Source organism: Streptomyces tricolor (genome assembly GCF_002155905.1).
Classification (GTDB): domain Bacteria; phylum Actinomycetota; class Actinomycetes; order Streptomycetales; family Streptomycetaceae; genus Streptomyces; species Streptomyces tricolor.
Genome location: NZ_MUMF01000618.1, coordinates 1 through 16,524, shown reverse-complemented (window position 1 = coordinate 16,524; position 16,524 = coordinate 1). Strand labels below are relative to the sequence as shown.

Below are 16,524 nucleotides of genomic sequence, written 5' to 3'. Positions count from 1 at the left end.
AGTGGGGCGGGCCGTCGGGGGTCGGGCTGCTCGTCGTCCGCAAGGGGGTGCGGTTCGCCGCGCAAGGGCCGGTGGACGAGCGCGAGTCGGGCCGGGCGCCCGGGTTCGAGAACATCCCGGCGATCGTGGCGGCCGTGGCCTCGCTGCGCGCGGTACGGGCCGAGGCGGACCAGGAGGCGGTACGGCTGCGGGAGCTGACGGCCCGGATCCGGGCCCGGGTGCCGCAGCTGGTGCCGGACGTCGAGGTGGTCGGCGACGCCGAGCGCCGGCTGCCCGGCATCGTCACCTTCTCCTGCCTCTACGTCGACGGCGAGGCGCTGCTGCACGAGCTGGACCGGGCCGGCTTCTCGGTCTCCTCCGGCTCCTCCTGCACCAGCAGCACCTTGACCCCCAGCCATGTGCTGAAGGCGATGGGGGTGCTGAGCGAGGGCAACGTACGGGTGTCGCTGCCGCCGGGGGCGGCGGAGGCGGACGTGGAACGGTTCCTGGAGGTGCTGCCGGAGACGGTGGCGGGCGTCCGGGAGAAGCTGGGCGCCCCGGCCCCCACGACGGCCGTCCGCGCCCAGGAGCTGCTCGTCGACTCCCTCGGCAAGCGCTGCCCGATCCCGGTCATCGAGCTGGCGAAGGTGATCGACCGTGTACCGGTGGGCGGAACCGTGCGGGTGCTCTCCGACGACGAGGCGGCCCGGCTGGACATCCCGGCGTGGTGCGAGATGCGGGGGCAGGAGTACGCCGGGGAGGAGCCGGCGGAGAGGGGTACGGCCTATCTGGTGCGCCGGGTGCGGTGAGGGGGTCCCGGGGGCTGAGCCCCCGGAGGGGGCGGGGCTCTGCCGGTCCGCGGGCGCGCCGCGCGGGCGCGGCCGGACACAGCGCGCCCGCGCCCGACGGCGGCGGGACCGAGGCGGCCGTGCGGTCGCCCCCGGCCTCAGTTCAGGTGGGCCCGGACTTCCGCGCCGGCCTCGTCCCCGTACGCCTTCACGAACCGCTCCATGAAGTGGGCCCGCCGCAGCTGGTACTCCTGCGTCCCCACGGTCTCGATGACCAGCGTGGCGAGCATGCACCCGACCTGCGCGGCCCGCTCCAGCGAGACCCCCCAGGCCAGCCCCGACAGGAACCCCGCGCGGAAGGCGTCGCCGACACCCGTGGGGTCGGCCTTGCGCTCCTCCTCCGGGCAGCCGACCTCGATCGGGTCGTGGCCGGTCCGCTCGATGCGCACGCCGCGCGAGCCGAGCGTGGTGACCCGGTGGCCGACCTTGGCGAGGATCTCCGCGTCGGTCCAGCCGGTCTTGGACTCGATGAGTCCCTTCTCGTACTCGTTGGAGAACAGGTAGGTCGCGCCGTCGAGCAGGACGCGGATCTCCTCGCCCTCCATCCGGGCGATCTGCTGGGAGAAGTCGGCGGCGAACGGGATGCCGCGGGTGCGGCACTCCTCGGTGTGGCGGAGCATCGCCTCGGGGTCGTCGGCGCCGATGAGGACCAGGTCGAGGCCGCCGACGCGGTCCGCCACGGTCTTCAGCTCGATGAGGCGGGCCTCGCTCATCGCGCCGGTGTAGAAGGAGCCGATCTGGTTGTGGTCGGCGTCGGTGGTGCACACGAAGCGGGCGGTGTGCAGGGTCTCGGAGATGCGGACCGAGGCGGTGTCCACGCCGTGCCGGTCGAGCCAGGCCCGGTACTCGTCGAAGTCGAAGCCGGCGGCGCCGACCAGGATCGGCGCGGTGCCGAGCTGGCCCATGCCGAAGGCGATGTTGGCTCCGACACCGCCGCGGCGCACGTCGAGGTTGTCGACGAGGAAGGAGAGCGAAACCGTGTGCAGCTGGTCCGCGACGAACTGATCGGCGAAGCGGCCGGGGAAGGTCATGAGGTGGTCGGTGGCGATGGAGCCGGTGACTGCGATGCGCACGACGGGGATTCTCCTGCGGGAGGCTGGGTTGACAGTTCACGCTACCCGGTCGGAAGGCGCCACTGAAGCAGGCAAAACTACCCGATAGTAGCTCTTTCTTCGCCCGCTGAGCCGTGCCTACGGTGCGGTCATGACGAACCTCGAGGCCACCTCCCACGCCCCGGCCGACATCGACGGCGACCTCGCCGCGCTGCGCGGCGACTGCGCCCGGATGGCTCCGCACTGGACGGTCCCGCAGCACGCCGAGCCCCGCCCGGTGCCGCCGTCCCTCATCCACGGGGTGGACGTGCCCGCGCGGTCCGCCCGGCTGCTGGACGCGATGTCCGACTACGGCGACTGACCCGGGGCGCCCACCCGGGAACCGCGCGCTCCCCTCCCGCGTCCCATCGCCGGAACCGACCCAGCGAGGAGCGATGCGGTGAACACGGACCGGCCCGAGCGCGCCCCCGAAGGGGCGCGGGACTCTGCCCTCACGCGGCTGCGCCGCGGGACGCGACCAGCCCGGACGGACTCGCAGCCGACGACGGATCCGGGGCGGACGAGCGGTCGACGCCCCACGGCCCTCGTCATCGCGGTCGCCACCGCAGCCGTCCTCGTGGTCGGCGGCGGTGGCGCCTACCTCGCCGCGGGCAACGGCACGGACGGCCGTACGGACGCGGCGGCGGCCCCCGGCGCCGACGGCACTCCCCCGCCGCTCACCCTGGACGGCTGGGCCGACGGCGGCTCCCGCACCGGTGTCGCGCCCGGCGAGCCGGATCCGAACGGCACCCGGTACGTGGCGCGGGGCGAGCTGCCCGAGGGGCCCGGCTCGGCGCCGGTGTACGAGCCGCGGGCCGAGGTCGGCCGGGAGCAGGTGGTCCGGCTGGCGAAGGCGCTCGGGTTCGAGGCGGCGCCGGTGGCCGAGGGCCGGGTCTGGCGGGTCGGCGGGCAGGACGGCTCCGGACCGAGTCTGAAGGTCAACCGGGACGCGCCGGGCAGCTGGAGCTTCGACCGGTACGCGCCCGGCACCGACAACTGCCGGAAGGTGACCGTCTGCGCCCAGGATCCGGGCGCTCCGGCCGGTGACCCCGTGAGCGCGGCCGACGCCCGCAAGGCGGCGGCGCCGGTGCTGAAGGCGGCGGGGCTGGGCGACGCGAAGACCGACGCGAGCCGGCTCATGGGCGCCCGGCGGGTGGTGGACGCCGACCCGGTGGTGGGCGGGCTGCCCACGTACGGCTGGACGACCGGCCTGACCGTCGACCGCAACGGCGAGCTGGTCGGCGGGCACGGGCTGCTGAGCGCGCCGGTGAAGGGCGACACGTACCCGGTGCTGGGCGCGCAGAAGACGCTGGAGCTGCTGAACGGGACGGCCGGGGGCGGCGGCCACCGCGAGGGGATCGGCGGGTGTGCCGGCCCCGTGCCGCTGAAGGACCGGCTGGAGCAGCCGTGCGGGGCGTCCACGGGGGCGCCGAAGAAGCCGTCGGCGGACGGGGCGCGGAGCACGGTCGTGATCGACAAGGCGGTGTTCGGGCTGGCCGCGCACTCCGTCGGCGGGCGGCAGACGCTGGTGCCGTCCTGGCTGTTCCAGGTGCGGGGCACCGCGGCGGGCGAGGCGTTCACCGTGACGTACCCGGCGGTCGACCCGGCGTACCTGACGTCGGCGTCGGCGTCCGCGCCGGCGCCCTCCTCCTCGGCGCCGCAGCCCTCGGGCGCGCCCGGGAAGAGCCGGAGCGTGGAGGTGACCGGGTACACGGCCGACGGGCGGACCCTGAACCTGGCCTTCTACGGCGGGGTGTGCGCCGACTACACGACGTCGGCGCGGGAGAGCGGCGGCCGGGTGACGGTGACGGTCACCGAGCGGCCCTGGCCGGGCCGGGTCTGCGTGCTGATCGCGAAGGAGTACGTGAAGACCGTGACGCTGGACGCGCCGCTGGCCGGGCGGACGGTGGTCGGCGCGGACGGCAAGGAGATCCCGAAGGCGAAGCCGGGCTCGCTGCGGCCGGACGCGTCGGCGCAGCCGCGCTAGGGCCTGGAACGCGACGGCGGCGGCTCAGCTGAAGGAGTCGCCGCAGGCGCAGGAGCCGGTCGCGTTCGGGTTGTCGATCGTGAAGCCCTGCTTCTCGATCGTGTCCACGAAGTCGATGGTGGCGCCGCCCAGGTACGGAGCGCTCATCCGGTCCGTGACGACCTTGACCCCGCCGAAGTCCTTCTCCACGTCGCCGTCGAGCGAGCGCTCGTCGAAGAAGAGCTGGTAGCGCAGGCCGGAGCAGCCGCCGGGCTGGACGGCGACGCGCAGCGCGAGGTCGTCACGGCCTTCCTGGTCGAGCAGGGCCTTGACCTTGGCCGCGGCGGCGTCGGTCAGGATGATGCCGTCGGTGACGGTGGTGGTCTCGTCCGATACGGACATCTACATCTCTCCCGGGTTGTACGGAGACTGCTTGCCGACGAGTGCAACCGGCGCTTCCGCGGATTCATTCCGGGCCGGGCATTCGCGTGGTCGCGTTTTTTCTTGCTTCCTCATGCTCGCACACGCCCGGGAAGGCGGACAGGCGCCCGGAGAGGGACCTCGGCGGGATTCACGTCACATCGACGCTATGGCCATCGTCAAAGTGACGTGAACCAGTTATGATAGATAGCGTCAGTTAGACGAAAAGTAGAAAGGGTGCGTGTCGTGACCACCGCCCAGACCCCGGAGCTCGACGTGCAGCCGACTCCGCTCGCCCTGCTGCTGCTCGGCCGTGAGGCCGACCCGAAGAGCGAGCGGGGCGTCGAGTGTCCCGGTGACCTGCCGTCGCCGTCCGACCCCGACCTGGTCGAGCGTGCCCGCGCGGCCAAGGAGAAGCTCGGCGACAAGGTCTTCGTGCTCGGCCACCACTACCAGCGCGACGAGGTCATCCAGTTCGCCGATGTCACGGGCGACTCCTTCAAGCTGGCCCGGGATGCCGCGGCGCGCCCGGAGGCCGAGTACATCGTCTTCTGCGGTGTGCACTTCATGGCCGAGTCGGCGGACATCCTGACCTCCGACGACCAGAAGGTGGTCCTCCCCGACCTCGCCGCCGGCTGCTCCATGGCCGACATGGCGACGGCCGAGCAGGTCGCCGAGTGCTGGGACGTGCTGACCGAGGCCGGGGTCGCCGAGCAGGTGGTGCCCGTGTCGTACATGAACTCCTCCGCCGACATCAAGGCGTTCACCGGCAAGCACGGCGGCACGATCTGCACCTCGTCCAACGCCAAGCGCGCCCTCGACTGGGCCTTCGAGCAGGGCGAGAAGGTCCTCTTCCTGCCCGACCAGCACCTGGGCCGCAACACCGCCGTCCGGGACATGGGCATGTCCCTGGACGACTGCGTGGTCTACAACCCGCACAAGCCGAACGGCGGGCTGACCGCCGACGAGCTGCGCGCCGCGAAGATGATCCTGTGGCGGGGCCACTGCTCGGTGCACGGCCGCTTCAGCCTGGACTCGGTCGACGACGTGCGCGCACGCATCCCGGGCGTGAACGTCCTGGTCCACCCCGAGTGCAAGCACGAGGTCGTGGCCGCGGCGGACTACGTCGGCTCGACCGAGTACATCATCAAGACCCTCGAAGCTGCCCCGGCCGGTTCCAAGTGGGCCATCGGCACCGAGCTGAACCTGGTCCGCCGGCTGGCGAACCGTTTCGCTCCCGAGGGCAAGGAGATCGTCTTCCTCGACAAGACGGTCTGCTTCTGCTCGACCATGAACCGCATCGACCTGCCCCACCTGGTCTGGGCTCTGGAGTCCCTGGCCGAGGGCAACCTGGTCAACCGCATCGAGGTCGACCCGGAGACGGAGGCGTTCGCCAAGCTGGCGCTGGAGCGGATGCTGGCGCTGCCGTAGCGGGCCCGAAGGGCCGGGTCTCGTCCGAGACCCGGCCCTTCGTCATGCCGTCACCCGCCGGATGCCGTCACACTCCGGCCGGCTCCGGCGTCCGCTCCGGCTCCGGCCGCCGCTTCGCCGCCCGCTTCTCCGCGCGCCGCTGCTTGCGCAGTTCCAGCATCGCGTAGAGCGTCGGGACGAGGAGCAGGGTCAGCAGCGTGGAGGTGATCAGACCGCCGATCACGACCACGGCCAGCGGCTGGGCGATGAAGCCGCCCTCGCCGGTGATGCCCAGGGCCATCGGCAGCAGGGCGAAGATCGTCGCCAGCGCCGTCATCAGGATCGGGCGCAGCCGGTGCCGGCCGCCCTCGATCACGGCTTCCACCACGCCGTAGCCCTGCGCCCGGTACTGGTTGATCAGGTCGATCAGCACGATCGCGTTGGTCACCACGATGCCGATCAGCATCAGCATGCCGATCATCGCGGGCACGCCCATCGGGGTGCCGGTGGCGACCAGCAGGCCGATCGCGCCCGTCGCCGCGAAGGGGACGGAGACCAGCAGGATCAGCGGCTGGGCGAGCGAGCGGAACGTCGCGACCAGGAGCATGAAGACGATCGCGATGGCCGCCAGCATGGCCAGGCCCAGGTTCTTGAACGCGTCGTCCTGGTCGGAGGAGACACCGCCGATCTCGGCCGTGGCGCCCGCCGGGAGCTTCAGGGCCTCGATCTCCGACTGGAGCTTGGTGCTGATCGCGCCCGTGTTGTCACCGGTCGGCCTGGCCGTGACGGTGGCCGCGCGCTGCCCGTCGATGCGGGTCATGGACACCGGGCCGTCCACCGGCTTCACCGTGGCGATGTCGCCGAGCTTCACCGGGCCGAGACGCAGGTTCTTCAGCTGGGCCAGCGTGGTCGCGGGCTTCGCCGACCGTACGACGACGTCCCGCTCGGCGTCGTCCAGGACCGCCTTGGCCGCCGTCGTACCGCGCACGGCCTGGGCCACCGCGGCGCCCAGCTTCTGGTCGTCGAACCCGGCCGCCGCCGCCTTCGCGTTCGCCTTGACCGAGATCCGCGGCACGCTCTGCGCGAGGTCGCTGGTGACGTCCGTGACGTGGTCGAGGCCGGCGACCGTGGCGCGGACCTGCTCCGCCGCCGTCCGCAGCGCCTTCGGGTCGGACGCCTTCACCACCACGCTCAGGTCCTGGTTACCGAAGCCGTCACCGGCCGACACGGTGGTCGTACCGATGCCGTCGAGCTTCTTCAGGCCGTCCTCGAGGTGCTGCTGCACGTCGTCGTAGGAGGCGGAGTCCTCCAGCATCACCTGGTACGACGCCTGGTTGGTGTCGGTGCCGCCGCCGAAGGCCGCCATGAAGCCGGAGGAGCCGACCGTGACCTGGTAGTCCTTCACGCCCTCGGTGGAGGCGAGCAGCTTCTCGACCTTCTTCGCCTGCGCGTCGGTGGCGGCCAGGCTGGTGCCGGGCTTCAGCTTCTGCTTGATCGTGAGGACCTCCTGCTCGCCCTGGTCGAAGAAGTTCGTCTTCAGCAGACCGGACATGCCGAAGGTGACGACCAGCACGACGATCGCGATGAGCACGCTGGTGAGGCGGCGGCGGGTCGCGAAGCGCAGGACGGGCACGTAGGCGCGCTGGAGGCGGCTGTTCGCCTCCTTCTCCTCGGCCTTGCGGCGGGCCTCCGCCGCGTCCTCGGGGGTGCCCTTGGGGGCGCGCAGGAACCAGTACGACAGGACGGGCACGACCGTCAGCGAGACGAGCAGGGAGGCCAGCAGGGCCGCCGTCACCGTGATGCTGAACGAGCCGAACAGGGCGCCCACCATGCCGCCGACCAGGCCGATCGGCAGGAACACGGCGACCGTGGTGAGGGTGGAGGAGGTGACCGCGCCGGCCACCTCGCGCACCGCGGTGAGGATCGCCTCCTTGCGCTCCTCGCCGTACCCGAGGTGCCGCTTGATGTTCTCCAGGACCACGATCGAGTCGTCCACGACCCGGCCGACGGCGATGGTCAGGGCGCCCAGGGTGAGCATGTTCAGCGACAGGCCGCGCGTCCACAGCACGAGCAGCGCGAGGACCACGGACAGCGGGATCGACACCGCCGTGACCAGGGTCGAGCGGACCGAGGCCAGGAAGACCAGGATGATCAGGACCGCGAAGAGCAGGCCGAGCGCACCCTCCGTGGTCAGGCCCTTGATGGACTTGGAGACGGCCGGGCCCTGGTCGCTGACCACGGTGAGCTGCGCACCGGAGCCGAGGTCCTGGCGCAGGCCGGGCAGCTTGTCCTTGACCGCGTCCGAGATGGAGACGGCGCTGCCGTCGTGGTCCATCGTGACGTTGACGGCGAGGCTGGGCCTGCCGTTGGTACGGGTGAGGGAGTCGGCCGGGGCCGGCTGCTCCTTCACGGTGGCCACCGACCCCAGGCGCACCGGCTGCTTCGCGCCCTCGCCGGTGACCATCAGGTCCTTGATCTGCCGCAGCGAGGTGAAGCCGCCGCCGACCTGGACCGTGCGGTTGGCACCGTCCTCGTCGAAGGAGCCGGCCGGGACGGTCGCGCCGCCCGCCTGGAGGGCCTGGCCGAGGGCGGCGGAGGTGAGGCCGGCCCGCGCGAGCTTCGCGTCGTCCGGGGTGACGGTGACCTGGAGGTCACGGACGCCCATGACCTGGACGCGGCCGACGCCGTCGATGTCCTTCAGCGCCGGTACGACCGTCGTGTCGAGCTGGTCGGCGAGGGCCTGCTGGTCCTTGTCGGAGGTGACGGCCAGGACGACGGTCGGCATGTCGTCCGTGGAGCCGGAGACCACCTGCGGGTCGACGTCGTCCGGGAGCTGGTTGCGGGCCCGGTTCACGGCCTGCTGGACGTCGGAGACGATCCGGTCGGTGTCGTTGCCGTAGTCGAAGGACGCCATGATCACGGCGTTGCCCTCGCTCGCGGTGGAGGTGACACCGGTGACGCCGTCGACGCCCTGGAGGTTGTCCTCGATGGGCTCGACGACCTGCTTCTCGACCACGTCGGGCGAGGCGCCCTGGTACGGCGCGATCACCGACACCATGGGCAGGTCGATGGTGGGCAGCAGCTGCTGTTTGATCTGGGGGATCGCGATCAGCCCGAAGGCGAGCGCGACAAGGGATATGAGCCCGACGAGGGCCCGTTGCGCGAGGCTGAATCTGGACAGCCAGGACATGGGTCAGGGTCTCTCTTCTGTGAGCGGCAGAAGCGGCGGCGGGACGCGGGTGGGCGCCCACCCCACCACCCTGAGCCATCCCGGGCGGCCGCCCCGTAGGCCCCAGGTCCCGTTCCTTCACCCGGCCCGTACTCCGGGCGCAGTACGCGCGGGTGGAGATCAGTCCGTCCTCGGACGGACCAGCCCCGACTCGTACGCGATCACGACGAGCTGCGCCCGGTCCCGCGCGCCCAGCTTCGCCATGGCCCGGTTGACGTGCGTCTTCACCGTCAGCGGGCTGACCTCCAGCCGCTCGGCGATCTCGTCGTTGGAGTGCCCGCCGGCGACCTGCACGAGGACTTCCCGCTCCCGGCCGGTGAGCGCGCCGAGCCGCTCGGCACGGGCCGGGTCGGGGGCGTGGCCGTCGTCGCCCTGGGCGAGGAAGCGGGCGATCAGGCCCTTGGTGGCGGCCGGGGACAGCAGCGCCTCGCCGCCCGCCGCGACCCGGATGGCGCTCAGCAGCTCCTCCGGCTCGCTGCCCTTGCCGAGGAAGCCGGAGGCGCCCGCGCGCAGCGCCTGGACGACGTAGTCGTCCACCTCGAACGTGGTCAGGATGACCACGCGGATCTGCGCGAGGGACGGATCGGCGCTGATCAGCCGGGTCGCGGCGAGACCGTCGGTGCCGGGCATCCGGATGTCCATGAGGACGACGTCGGGGCCGTGCTCCCGGGCCAGCCGCAGCGCCTCCGCGCCGTCGGAGGCCTCCCCCACCACCTCCATGTCGGGCTCGGAGTCGACCAGCACCCGGAACGCGCTGCGCAGCAGTGCCTGGTCGTCCGCGAGCAGGACGCGGATGGTCATACGGTCTCCCCCTGGGCCGTCGTCGTGTTGACCGGCAGGATCGCATGGACGCGGAAGCCGCCGCCGTAGCGGGGGCCGGTGGTCAGGGTGCCGCCGAGGGCGGTGACCCGCTCCCGCATGCCGAGCAGCCCGTGCCCGCCGCCCGCCGCGGGCGCGCCGGGCGCGCCGGAGCCGTCGTCCAGGACGGTGACCTCCACGTTGGGTCCGACCCGGACGACGCTCACCTCGGCCTCGGCGTCGGGGCCGGCGTGCTTCTGCACGTTGGTCAGGGCCTCCTGGACGATCCGGTAGGCGGCCAGGTCGACGGCGGCGGGCAGTTCGGTGCCCTGGTCGGCGCGGGCCACGGCCACCGGCAGGCCCGCGCTGCGGAAGGTGTCGGCCAGCTCCTCCAGGCGGCTCAGGCCGGGGGCGGGTTCGGTGGGGGCCTCCGGGTCGCCGGACTGGCGGAGCAGGCCGACGGTCGCGCGGAGTTCGTTCAGCGCGCTGCGGCTGGCCTCGCGGACGTGCGCGAGGGCCTCCTTGGCTTGGTCGGGCCGCTTGTCCATGACATGGGCGGCGACGCCGGCCTGCACGTTGACGAGGGCGATGTGGTGGGCGACGACGTCGTGCAGATCGCGGGCGATCCGCAGCCGCTCCTCGGCGACCCGGCGGCGGGCCTCCTCCTCGCGGGTGCGTTCGGCGCGTTCGGCGCGGTCCCGGATCGCCTGGACGACCGCGCGTCGGCTGCGTACGGCGTCGCCCGCGGTGGCGCCGATGCCGGTCCAGGCGAGCACGCCCAGGTTCTCCTGGGCGTACCAGGGCAGCGGGCCGGCGAGCATGGCGGCGGCCGTCAGCACGGTCATGGTGAGCAGGCCGAGGCGCCAGGTGGTGGCGCGGTCGGTGGTCGCGGCGACGGTGTACAGGGCGACGACGGCGGACATCGCGACCGGGGCGCGCGGATCGCCGGTGACGCACTCGACGAGGGAGAACGTGCCGGTGACGGCCAGCACCGTCCGGGGGGTACGGCGGCGGAGGACGAGCGCCGCCGCGCCGGCCAGCATGAGGACGAGGCTGAGGACGGCGGGGGCGCGCAGGTCCCAGGTGACGCCGTGGTCGCGCCGGGGCACGGCGAAGGAACCGGCGACCATGCAGACCAGGACGCCCGTGGCGAGGACCGCGTCCGCCGCCAGCGGGTGTGCCGTGAGGCTGCACCGGGCGCGTTCGAGAGTGCTCACGCAGGAACAGTACGGGGCCCGTCCGGCGCCGCACGACCCTCGCCGGAGCGCACCGGTACCCCGTTCGAGCGATCACCGGGGGCAACTCCCGCTCGGCGACCGGCCCGTACGGCAGTGTCGGGGACGCACAGACCGCACAACGAGAAGGACGGGTGAGGGCCGTGGTGACTCAGGCCGAGCGCGACCACTTCCAGAGGCTGTTCCGGCAGCTCGACACCGACGGGGACGGGACGATCGCGCAGGTGGATCTCGACCAGCTGGTGCAGGGGATGGTGATGCGGGCCGGGGCCGCCCCGGGCAGCGAGCACTGGCGGCGGGTCACCGACCTCGGCAACCGGCTCTGGGACGAGCTGCGCGACCACACGGACGCCGACAAGGACGGCACGATCTCGGCCCGGGAGTTCGTCACCGCCTACCGCCGCCCCGAGTTCCTGGAGCGGACCGTCATCCCCTTCGAACTGGCCGTGCTGGAGCTGGCCGACACCGACGGCGACGGCAGGCTCTCGGTGGGCGAGTGGATGAGGTGGCAGGAGGCCAAGGGGACGCCCGCCGCCGAGGCCCTGTCGGAATTCGGCGAGACCGACACCGACGGCGACGGCTATCTCAGCAGGGACGAGTGCGCCCAGCACATCAGGACGCAGTACACCTCCTGAGGGCGGCCGGCGCCGCCGTGAGCGGCGCCCGCCGGCGCGTGGGGTCCGGGGCGATGGAGGTCAGCCCGGGATCAGGCCGTCGTCGCTGAGCAGTTCCCGGACCTCCTCCAGGGTCGCGTCCGGGGACGGCAGGATCAGGTCCGAGGGTTCCAGCGCGTCGTCCGGGAGCGGTGTGCCGAGCCGGCGCACGGCGTCCAGGAGAGCGGTGAGTGTACGGCGGAAGCCCTCGCCGTCGCCGCTCTCCATCTCGTCCAGCAGTTCGTCGTCCAGCTTGTTCAGCTCGGTGAGGTGGGCGTCGTCCAGCCTCACCTGGCCCTCCCCCATGATCCGTACGATCACGTCGGCCTCCTCGGCTCGGGCCCCGGCGCCGGGTTACTGCTTGTCGAAGCGCGGGGTGTCCTGCGGCTGCTGCTGGGACTGCCCCTGACCGGTGCCGCCCTCGATGGCCTGCTGCGGGGAGCCCCCGGCCAGCTCGGCCTTCATGCGCTGCAGTTCCAGCTCTACATCCGTACCACCGGAGAGCCGGTCCAGCTCTGCCTGGATGTCGTCCTTGTGCATGCCGGAGGGGTCGTCCAGGGCGCCGGAGGCGAGCAGTTCGTCGATGGCGCCGGCCCGGGCCTGGAGCTGGGCGGTCTTGTCCTCGGCGCGCTGGATGGCGAGGCCGACGTCGCCCATCTCCTCGGAGATGCCGGAGAAGGCCTCCCCGATGCGGGTCTGGGCCTGGGCGGCGGTGTAGGTGGCCTTGATGGTCTCCTTCTTCGTACGGAAGGCGTCCACCTTGGCCTGGAGGCGCTGGGCCGCCAGGGTGAGCTTCTCCTCCTCGCCCTGGAGGGTCGCGTGCTGCGTTTCGAGGTCCGTGACCTGCTGCTGGAGCGCGGCCTTGCGGGACAGCGCCTCGCGGGCCAGGTCCTCGCGGCCGAGCGCGAGCGCCTTGCGGCCCTGGTCCTCCAGCTTGGCGGACTGCTGCTGCAACTGGTTGAGCTGGAGCTCCAGACGCTTGCGGCTGGTCGCCACGTCGGCGACGCCGCGCCGCACCTTCTGCAGCAGCTCCAGCTGCTTCTGGTACGAGTAGTCGAGGGTCTCGCGCGGGTCCTCGGCCCGGTCAAGGGCCTTGTTCGCCTTCGCGCGGAAGATCATCCCCATACGCTTCATGACACCGCTCATGGGCTTCGCGCGCCCCCTTCTGACGGACTCCAGCTCACAGCTTCTGCGACAGGACCCACAGTACGGGCCCTGCTTCCATTACCGCACTGTTCGCGGGGTGATGCGCTCATCCCCGAGGACGACTGCGGCCCGTCCCGCTCCGGCGTAAGGAGTAGGTGATCCCTCTGTCTCCTATGGACGAGCAGTGTTGCCGGATCGTTCCCCGCCGGGCTGGGGTCCATGCCGGTGCAGCCCTTACCCTTGGGTTTTGTGTTCCGTAGCCGTGCCAAGGAAGAGAAGGCCCCCGCCGACAAGGCCGTGGTGACCGACTCCAAGCAGCCCCGCGACCCGCAGGCCCCGAAGGGCCGGCCCACGCCCAAGCGCAGTGAGGCCCAGTCCCAGCGCCGCAGCGTCGCCAACACGCCGACGACCCGCAAGGAGGCCGCGAAGCGCCAGCGCGAGGAGCGGCGGCAGGCGCTGGAGCGCCAGCGCCAGGCGCTCGCCGGTGGCGACGAGCGGTACCTGCCGGCCCGGGACAAGGGCCCGGTCCGCCGGTTCGCCCGGGACTGGGTGGACTCGCGGTTCAACGTGGCGGAGTTCTTCCTGCCGCTCGCCGTGGTCATCCTGGTGCTGAGCGTGGTGCGGGTGCCCTCGATCCAGAGCCTGGCGCTGCTGCTGTGGCTCATCGTGATCGTGCTGATCGTGCTGGACGCCGCGGTCAGCGGTTTCCGGCTGAAGAAGCGGCTCAAGGAGCGCTTCCCCGGCGAGAACACGCGCGGCGCGGTCGCCTACGCCCTGATGCGGTCCCTGCAGATGCGCCGGCTCCGGCTGCCGAAGCCGCAGGTGAAGCGCGGAGAGCGGCCCTGAGCGCTGACGCTTTCACCGGGGGCGCGGCCGATGCCCGGCCGAACACGCTGGGCGGCCTGCGCGATGTCGTGAGCCAGGAGCTGGTGGCGCGGCAGCTGGACGAGCAGATAGCCGGGCGGTTCCCGGTCGGGCGGCGGCTGCGGGTGCTCGACGTGGGGATGGGCCGGGGCGCGCAGGCGCTGCGGCTGGCCCGGCTCGGCCACCAGGTGACCGGGGTCGAGCAGGACGCGACGATGATCGCCGCCGCCCGGGAGGCGGTCGCCCGGGAGCCGGAGGGCATCCGGGAGCGGGTCCGGCTGGTGCAGGGCGACGGCCGGGACACGGGGGTGCACTTCCTGCCGGGCAGCTTCGACGTGGTGCTGTGCCACGCCGTCCTCATGTACGTCGAGGAGCCCGACCCGCTGGTGGCGGGCCTGGCCCGGATGCTGGCCCCCGGCGGTCTGCTGTCCCTGCTGGTCCGCAACGGCGACGCGCTCGCGATGCGCCCGGGCCTGAGCGGCGACTGGGCGGGCGCCCTGGCCGCCTTCGACACCACCGCCTACCGCAACCGGCTGGGCCGGGACGTCCGCGCCGACCGGCTGGCCGCCCTCACCGCCACGCTCGACGGCATCGCCGCCCCGCTGCACGCCTGGTACGGCGTCCGCGTCTTCACGGACACGGCGGCGGACGACGCGGCGATGCCCGACGACCTGGAGACGCTGCTCGCGGTGGAGGAGCGGGCCGGGCGCACGGACCCGTACCGCGGGGTGGCGGCGCTGCTGCATCTGTGCGGGGTACGGGGCTGAGCCCGTTCGGGGCAACAGCGTGGGCCGGGTGATCACCCTGGGGTGAGACTCGGGACATGGACGTTTCCCGTACCCGTGCGCGTGCCCTCCGGGCGGTCGTCCGCCTCGCCGTGCCGGCCTGCTGCGTGGTCCTCGCCGCCGGCTGCACCGCCCCCGACGCCCCGGCCGGGCGGGACACCCCGGCGACGGCTCCGGCGGGCGTCCGGGCGGCCGTGCCGAGGGCCGCGAACGACCTCCAGGACCAGTACCAGCGGGTGATCAAGGAGGTCCTGCCGTCGGTCGTGCAGATCCAGGCGCGCCGCGATCTGGGCTCCGGGGTGGTGTACGACGGCAACGGGCACATCGTCACCAACGCGCACGTGGTCGGGTCGGAGAAGACCTTCCAGGTGACCACGGCGAACAGCGAGGACCCGCTGACCGCGAGCCTGGTCTACTCCTACCCCGAGCAGGACCTCGCCGTGATCCGGCTGGACCGGGTGCCGGACGGGCTGAAGCCGGCGGTGTTCGGGGACTCCGAGAAGGTGCAGGTCGGGCAGATCGTGCTGGCGATGGGGTCGCCGCTGGGGCTGTCGTCCAGCGTGACCCAGGGCATCGTCTCGGCGACCGGACGGACCGTCAGCGAGGGCAGCACGGAGGGCGGTACGGGCGCGACGATCCCGAACATGGTGCAGACGTCGGCCGCGATCAACCCCGGCAACAGCGGCGGCGCCCTGGTCGACCTCGACGGGCAGGTGATCGGCATCCCGACGCTCGCGGCGACCGACCCCAGCTTCGGGGGCAGCGCGGCGCCCGGCATCGGCTTCGCGATCCCGGCGTCGATGGTGAAGACGGTCGCCGACCAGATCGTCAAGGAGGGCAAGGTCGTCGACTCCGGGCGGGCGGCGCTGGACATCACCGCGCGGACGGTCGTGGACGACCGCTACCAGCCGAGCGGGGTCGCGGTGGTCACCGTCAGCCCCGGCGGCGCGGCCGACAAGGCGGGCCTGCGGCCCGGGGACATCATCACCGCACTGGGTGATCAGCCGATCACCACGATCACCTCACTCGCCGAGGCACTGGCGGCGGACAGGCCGGGCCAGCGAACGTCGGTGACCTACCAGCGCAACGGCACCGAGAAGACGGTCGAGGTGACGCTGGGCGAACAGTGAGGAGAGCGCGGGAGGACGGCCCTTCGGCGGAGGACGGCCCCTCGGCGGGAGGCCGCCCTCCGCACCCGTGCGGCTCGGGTCAGGCGTCGGCGTGCAGGCTCATCGGCCCGTAGATCTCGGAGTTCTCCTCGAACAGCCGTACCTGGTCGGCCCCGCCCTCCAGCAGCGCCTTCCAGTGCTCGCCGATCCAGGACTCGGCGTCGCCCTGCGTGGTGAACTCCTCGGGCTGCACCGCCGGCTGGACCTCCGTCCCGTCGGCCTTCTCGAACCGCCACGTCCATGCCGTCATGTGGGCCTCCTTTGATCCAACACCTGCCCGGCAGCCTAGCCGGAAGCGCAAGACCTGCGGGGACAGGCGAAAATCGGTCCGTGGACATCACTCTGCTCGGTACCGGTGCCCCTGCGGGACTGCCTCGCCCCGACTGTTCCTGTGCTGCCTGTGCGACCGCGCTGGGGCCGGACGCGCGGGCCGCGACCGCGGTGCTGGTGGACGACGCGTTGCTGCTCGACCTGACGCCGGGCGCGGCCTTCGCGGCGGCGCGCGCCGGGCATTCGCTGGGCGGGGTGCGGCAGGTGCTGCTGTCGCACCCGCACGACGGCCCGGCGGTGGAGGTGCCGGCCGGGCTGCCGCAGCCCGGGCGGGTGCCGGACGGGCGGGAGTTGGCGCTGCTGACGGGGCATCGGGTGCGGGCCGTGGCGATGGACGCGGGCGGCACCGGGTACGCGGTGACCGGGCCGGACGGGCAGCGGCTGCTGTACCTGCCGCCGGGCGGGGCGCCGGCCGGTCTCGCGGAGGCCACGGCGGAGTCGTACGACATGCTCCTCGCGGACGTCGTGGGCCGCCCCGACGCGGTCGCCCGGCTCCGCGCGGTCGGCTCGGTCGGCCCCACGACGGACGTGCTCGCCGTCCACCTGGACCACGAGCGTCGTACCGTCCGGCACCGCCCGCGCGCCGGCCGCCGCGAGCCGG

16 protein-coding genes and 1 pseudogene are annotated in these 16,524 nt (G+C 72.7%); 9 read left to right on the top strand and 8 right to left on the bottom strand.

Annotated elements, in window-relative coordinates; all coding sequences use genetic code 11:
• On the top strand, positions 1–788 hold a 788-nt coding region (locus CCN44_RS35600), incomplete at its 5' end, for a cysteine desulfurase/sulfurtransferase TusA family protein (protein WP_143650207.1).
• A 137-nt stretch (positions 789–925) separates the two neighbouring features.
• Here CCN44_RS35600 and CCN44_RS35595 read toward each other — a convergent pair.
• On the bottom strand, positions 926–1,900 hold the full coding sequence (locus CCN44_RS35595; protein WP_059248894.1) for a carbohydrate kinase family protein: 975 nt from the start codon (positions 1,898–1,900) through the stop codon (positions 926–928).
• A gap of 130 nt (positions 1,901–2,030) precedes the next feature.
• Here CCN44_RS35595 and CCN44_RS35590 point away from each other — a divergent pair, with 130 nt between their 5' ends.
• Both CCN44_RS35590 and CCN44_RS35585 read left to right on the top strand, forming a co-directional pair.
• Complete coding sequence (locus tag CCN44_RS35590; protein ID WP_059248895.1) at positions 2,031–2,240, top strand: hypothetical protein; 210 nt, start codon at positions 2,031–2,033, stop codon at positions 2,238–2,240.
• Between the two features lie 78 nt (positions 2,241–2,318).
• Positions 2,319–3,905: a hypothetical protein gene (locus tag CCN44_RS35585; protein WP_086702690.1), complete on the top strand. Its 1,587-nt coding sequence runs from the start codon at positions 2,319–2,321 to the stop codon at positions 3,903–3,905.
• Between the two features lie 24 nt (positions 3,906–3,929).
• Here CCN44_RS35585 and CCN44_RS35580 read toward each other — a convergent pair whose 3' ends face one another.
• The gene (locus tag CCN44_RS35580; protein WP_028422454.1) at positions 3,930–4,286 is read right to left on the bottom strand and encodes an iron-sulfur cluster assembly accessory protein; all 357 of its coding nucleotides are present in this window, start codon (positions 4,284–4,286) and stop codon (positions 3,930–3,932) included.
• A gap of 264 nt (positions 4,287–4,550) precedes the next feature.
• On the opposite strand from CCN44_RS35580, the gene nadA reads away from it, so the two are divergent.
• Positions 4,551–5,735, top strand: coding sequence for a quinolinate synthase NadA (nadA, locus tag CCN44_RS35575; RefSeq protein ID WP_086702693.1), 1,185 nt, complete (start codon positions 4,551–4,553; stop codon positions 5,733–5,735).
• A gap of 67 nt (positions 5,736–5,802) precedes the next feature.
• Here nadA and CCN44_RS35570 read toward each other — a convergent pair whose 3' ends face one another.
• From CCN44_RS35570 to CCN44_RS35560, 3 genes are all read right to left on the bottom strand, one after another.
• A complete protein-coding gene (locus tag CCN44_RS35570; RefSeq protein WP_059248897.1) occupies positions 5,803–8,904 on the bottom strand; it encodes an efflux RND transporter permease subunit in 3,102 nt (1,033 codons plus the stop codon).
• Between the two features lie 159 nt (positions 8,905–9,063).
• Positions 9,064–9,744, bottom strand: a complete 681-nt coding sequence (locus tag CCN44_RS35565) for a response regulator (RefSeq protein WP_086702686.1) — start codon at positions 9,742–9,744, stop codon at positions 9,064–9,066.
• Complete coding sequence (locus CCN44_RS35560; RefSeq protein ID WP_086702684.1) at positions 9,741–10,958, bottom strand: sensor histidine kinase; 1,218 nt, start codon at positions 10,956–10,958, stop codon at positions 9,741–9,743. Before CCN44_RS35560 ends, CCN44_RS35565 begins: the two co-directional genes overlap by 4 nt.
• A 161-nt stretch (positions 10,959–11,119) precedes the next feature.
• On the opposite strand from CCN44_RS35560, the gene CCN44_RS35555 reads away from it, so the two are divergent.
• Complete coding sequence (locus CCN44_RS35555; RefSeq protein WP_143650202.1) at positions 11,120–11,611, top strand: EF-hand domain-containing protein; 492 nt, start codon at positions 11,120–11,122, stop codon at positions 11,609–11,611.
• A 60-nt stretch (positions 11,612–11,671) separates the two neighbouring features.
• On the opposite strand, the gene pspAA is transcribed toward CCN44_RS35555, so the two are convergent.
• Entirely contained in the window at positions 11,672–11,950 is a 279-nt protein-coding gene (gene pspAA, locus CCN44_RS35550) for a PspA-associated protein PspAA (protein ID WP_059248901.1), read from the bottom strand.
• A 33-nt stretch (positions 11,951–11,983) separates the two neighbouring features.
• Positions 11,984–12,775 carry a PspA/IM30 family protein gene (locus CCN44_RS35545; protein WP_079080933.1) on the bottom strand — a complete coding sequence of 264 codons (792 nt, stop codon included), beginning with the start codon at positions 12,773–12,775 and terminating at the stop codon, positions 11,984–11,986.
• Between the two features lie 219 nt (positions 12,776–12,994).
• Here CCN44_RS35545 and CCN44_RS35540 point away from each other — a divergent pair, with 219 nt between their 5' ends.
• The 3 genes from CCN44_RS35540 to CCN44_RS35530 all read left to right on the top strand — a co-directional run bounded on the left by CCN44_RS35540 (position 12,995) and on the right by CCN44_RS35530 (position 15,554).
• A complete protein-coding gene (locus CCN44_RS35540) occupies positions 12,995–13,621 on the top strand; it encodes a DUF3043 domain-containing protein (RefSeq protein WP_189397243.1) in 627 nt (208 codons plus the stop codon).
• A gap of 83 nt (positions 13,622–13,704) precedes the next feature.
• The gene (locus tag CCN44_RS35535) at positions 13,705–14,406 is read left to right on the top strand and encodes a class I SAM-dependent methyltransferase (protein ID WP_059248904.1); all 702 of its coding nucleotides are present in this window, start codon (positions 13,705–13,707) and stop codon (positions 14,404–14,406) included.
• Positions 14,407–14,462: 56 nt separating this feature from the next.
• On the top strand, positions 14,463–15,554 hold the full coding sequence (locus CCN44_RS35530) for a S1C family serine protease (protein ID WP_059248905.1): 1,092 nt from the start codon (positions 14,463–14,465) through the stop codon (positions 15,552–15,554).
• A 79-nt stretch (positions 15,555–15,633) separates the two neighbouring features.
• On the opposite strand, the gene CCN44_RS35525 is transcribed toward CCN44_RS35530, so the two are convergent.
• Positions 15,634–15,843, bottom strand: coding sequence for a hypothetical protein (locus CCN44_RS35525; protein WP_059248906.1), 210 nt, complete (start codon positions 15,841–15,843; stop codon positions 15,634–15,636).
• 80 nt (positions 15,844–15,923) lie between these two features.
• Between CCN44_RS35525 and CCN44_RS35520 the strand changes: the two are divergent.
• Positions 15,924–16,524: pseudogene (locus CCN44_RS35520) on the top strand (bifunctional adenosylcobinamide kinase/adenosylcobinamide-phosphate guanylyltransferase); the annotation flags it as partial.

Bases quoted from the DNA above. Each gene is read 5' to 3' on its own strand.
- CCN44_RS35545 (WP_079080933.1), bottom strand. From the start codon at position 12,775: ATGAGCGGTGTCATGAAGCGTATGGGGATGATCTTCCGCGCGAAGGCG.
- CCN44_RS35565 (WP_086702686.1), bottom strand. From the start codon at position 9,744: ATGACCATCCGCGTCCTGCTCGCGGACGACCAGGCACTGCTGCGCAGC.
- CCN44_RS35580 (WP_028422454.1), bottom strand. From the start codon at position 4,286: ATGTCCGTATCGGACGAGACCACCACCGTCACCGACGGCATCATCCTG.
- CCN44_RS35570 (WP_059248897.1), bottom strand. From the start codon at position 8,904: ATGTCCTGGCTGTCCAGATTCAGCCTCGCGCAACGGGCCCTCGTCGGG.
- CCN44_RS35530 (WP_059248905.1), top strand. From the start codon at position 14,463: ATGGACGTTTCCCGTACCCGTGCGCGTGCCCTCCGGGCGGTCGTCCGC.
- CCN44_RS35540 (WP_189397243.1), top strand. From the start codon at position 12,995: ATGCCGGTGCAGCCCTTACCCTTGGGTTTTGTGTTCCGTAGCCGTGCC.
- CCN44_RS35590 (WP_059248895.1), top strand. From the start codon at position 2,031: ATGACGAACCTCGAGGCCACCTCCCACGCCCCGGCCGACATCGACGGC.
- CCN44_RS35525 (WP_059248906.1), bottom strand. From the start codon at position 15,843: ATGACGGCATGGACGTGGCGGTTCGAGAAGGCCGACGGGACGGAGGTC.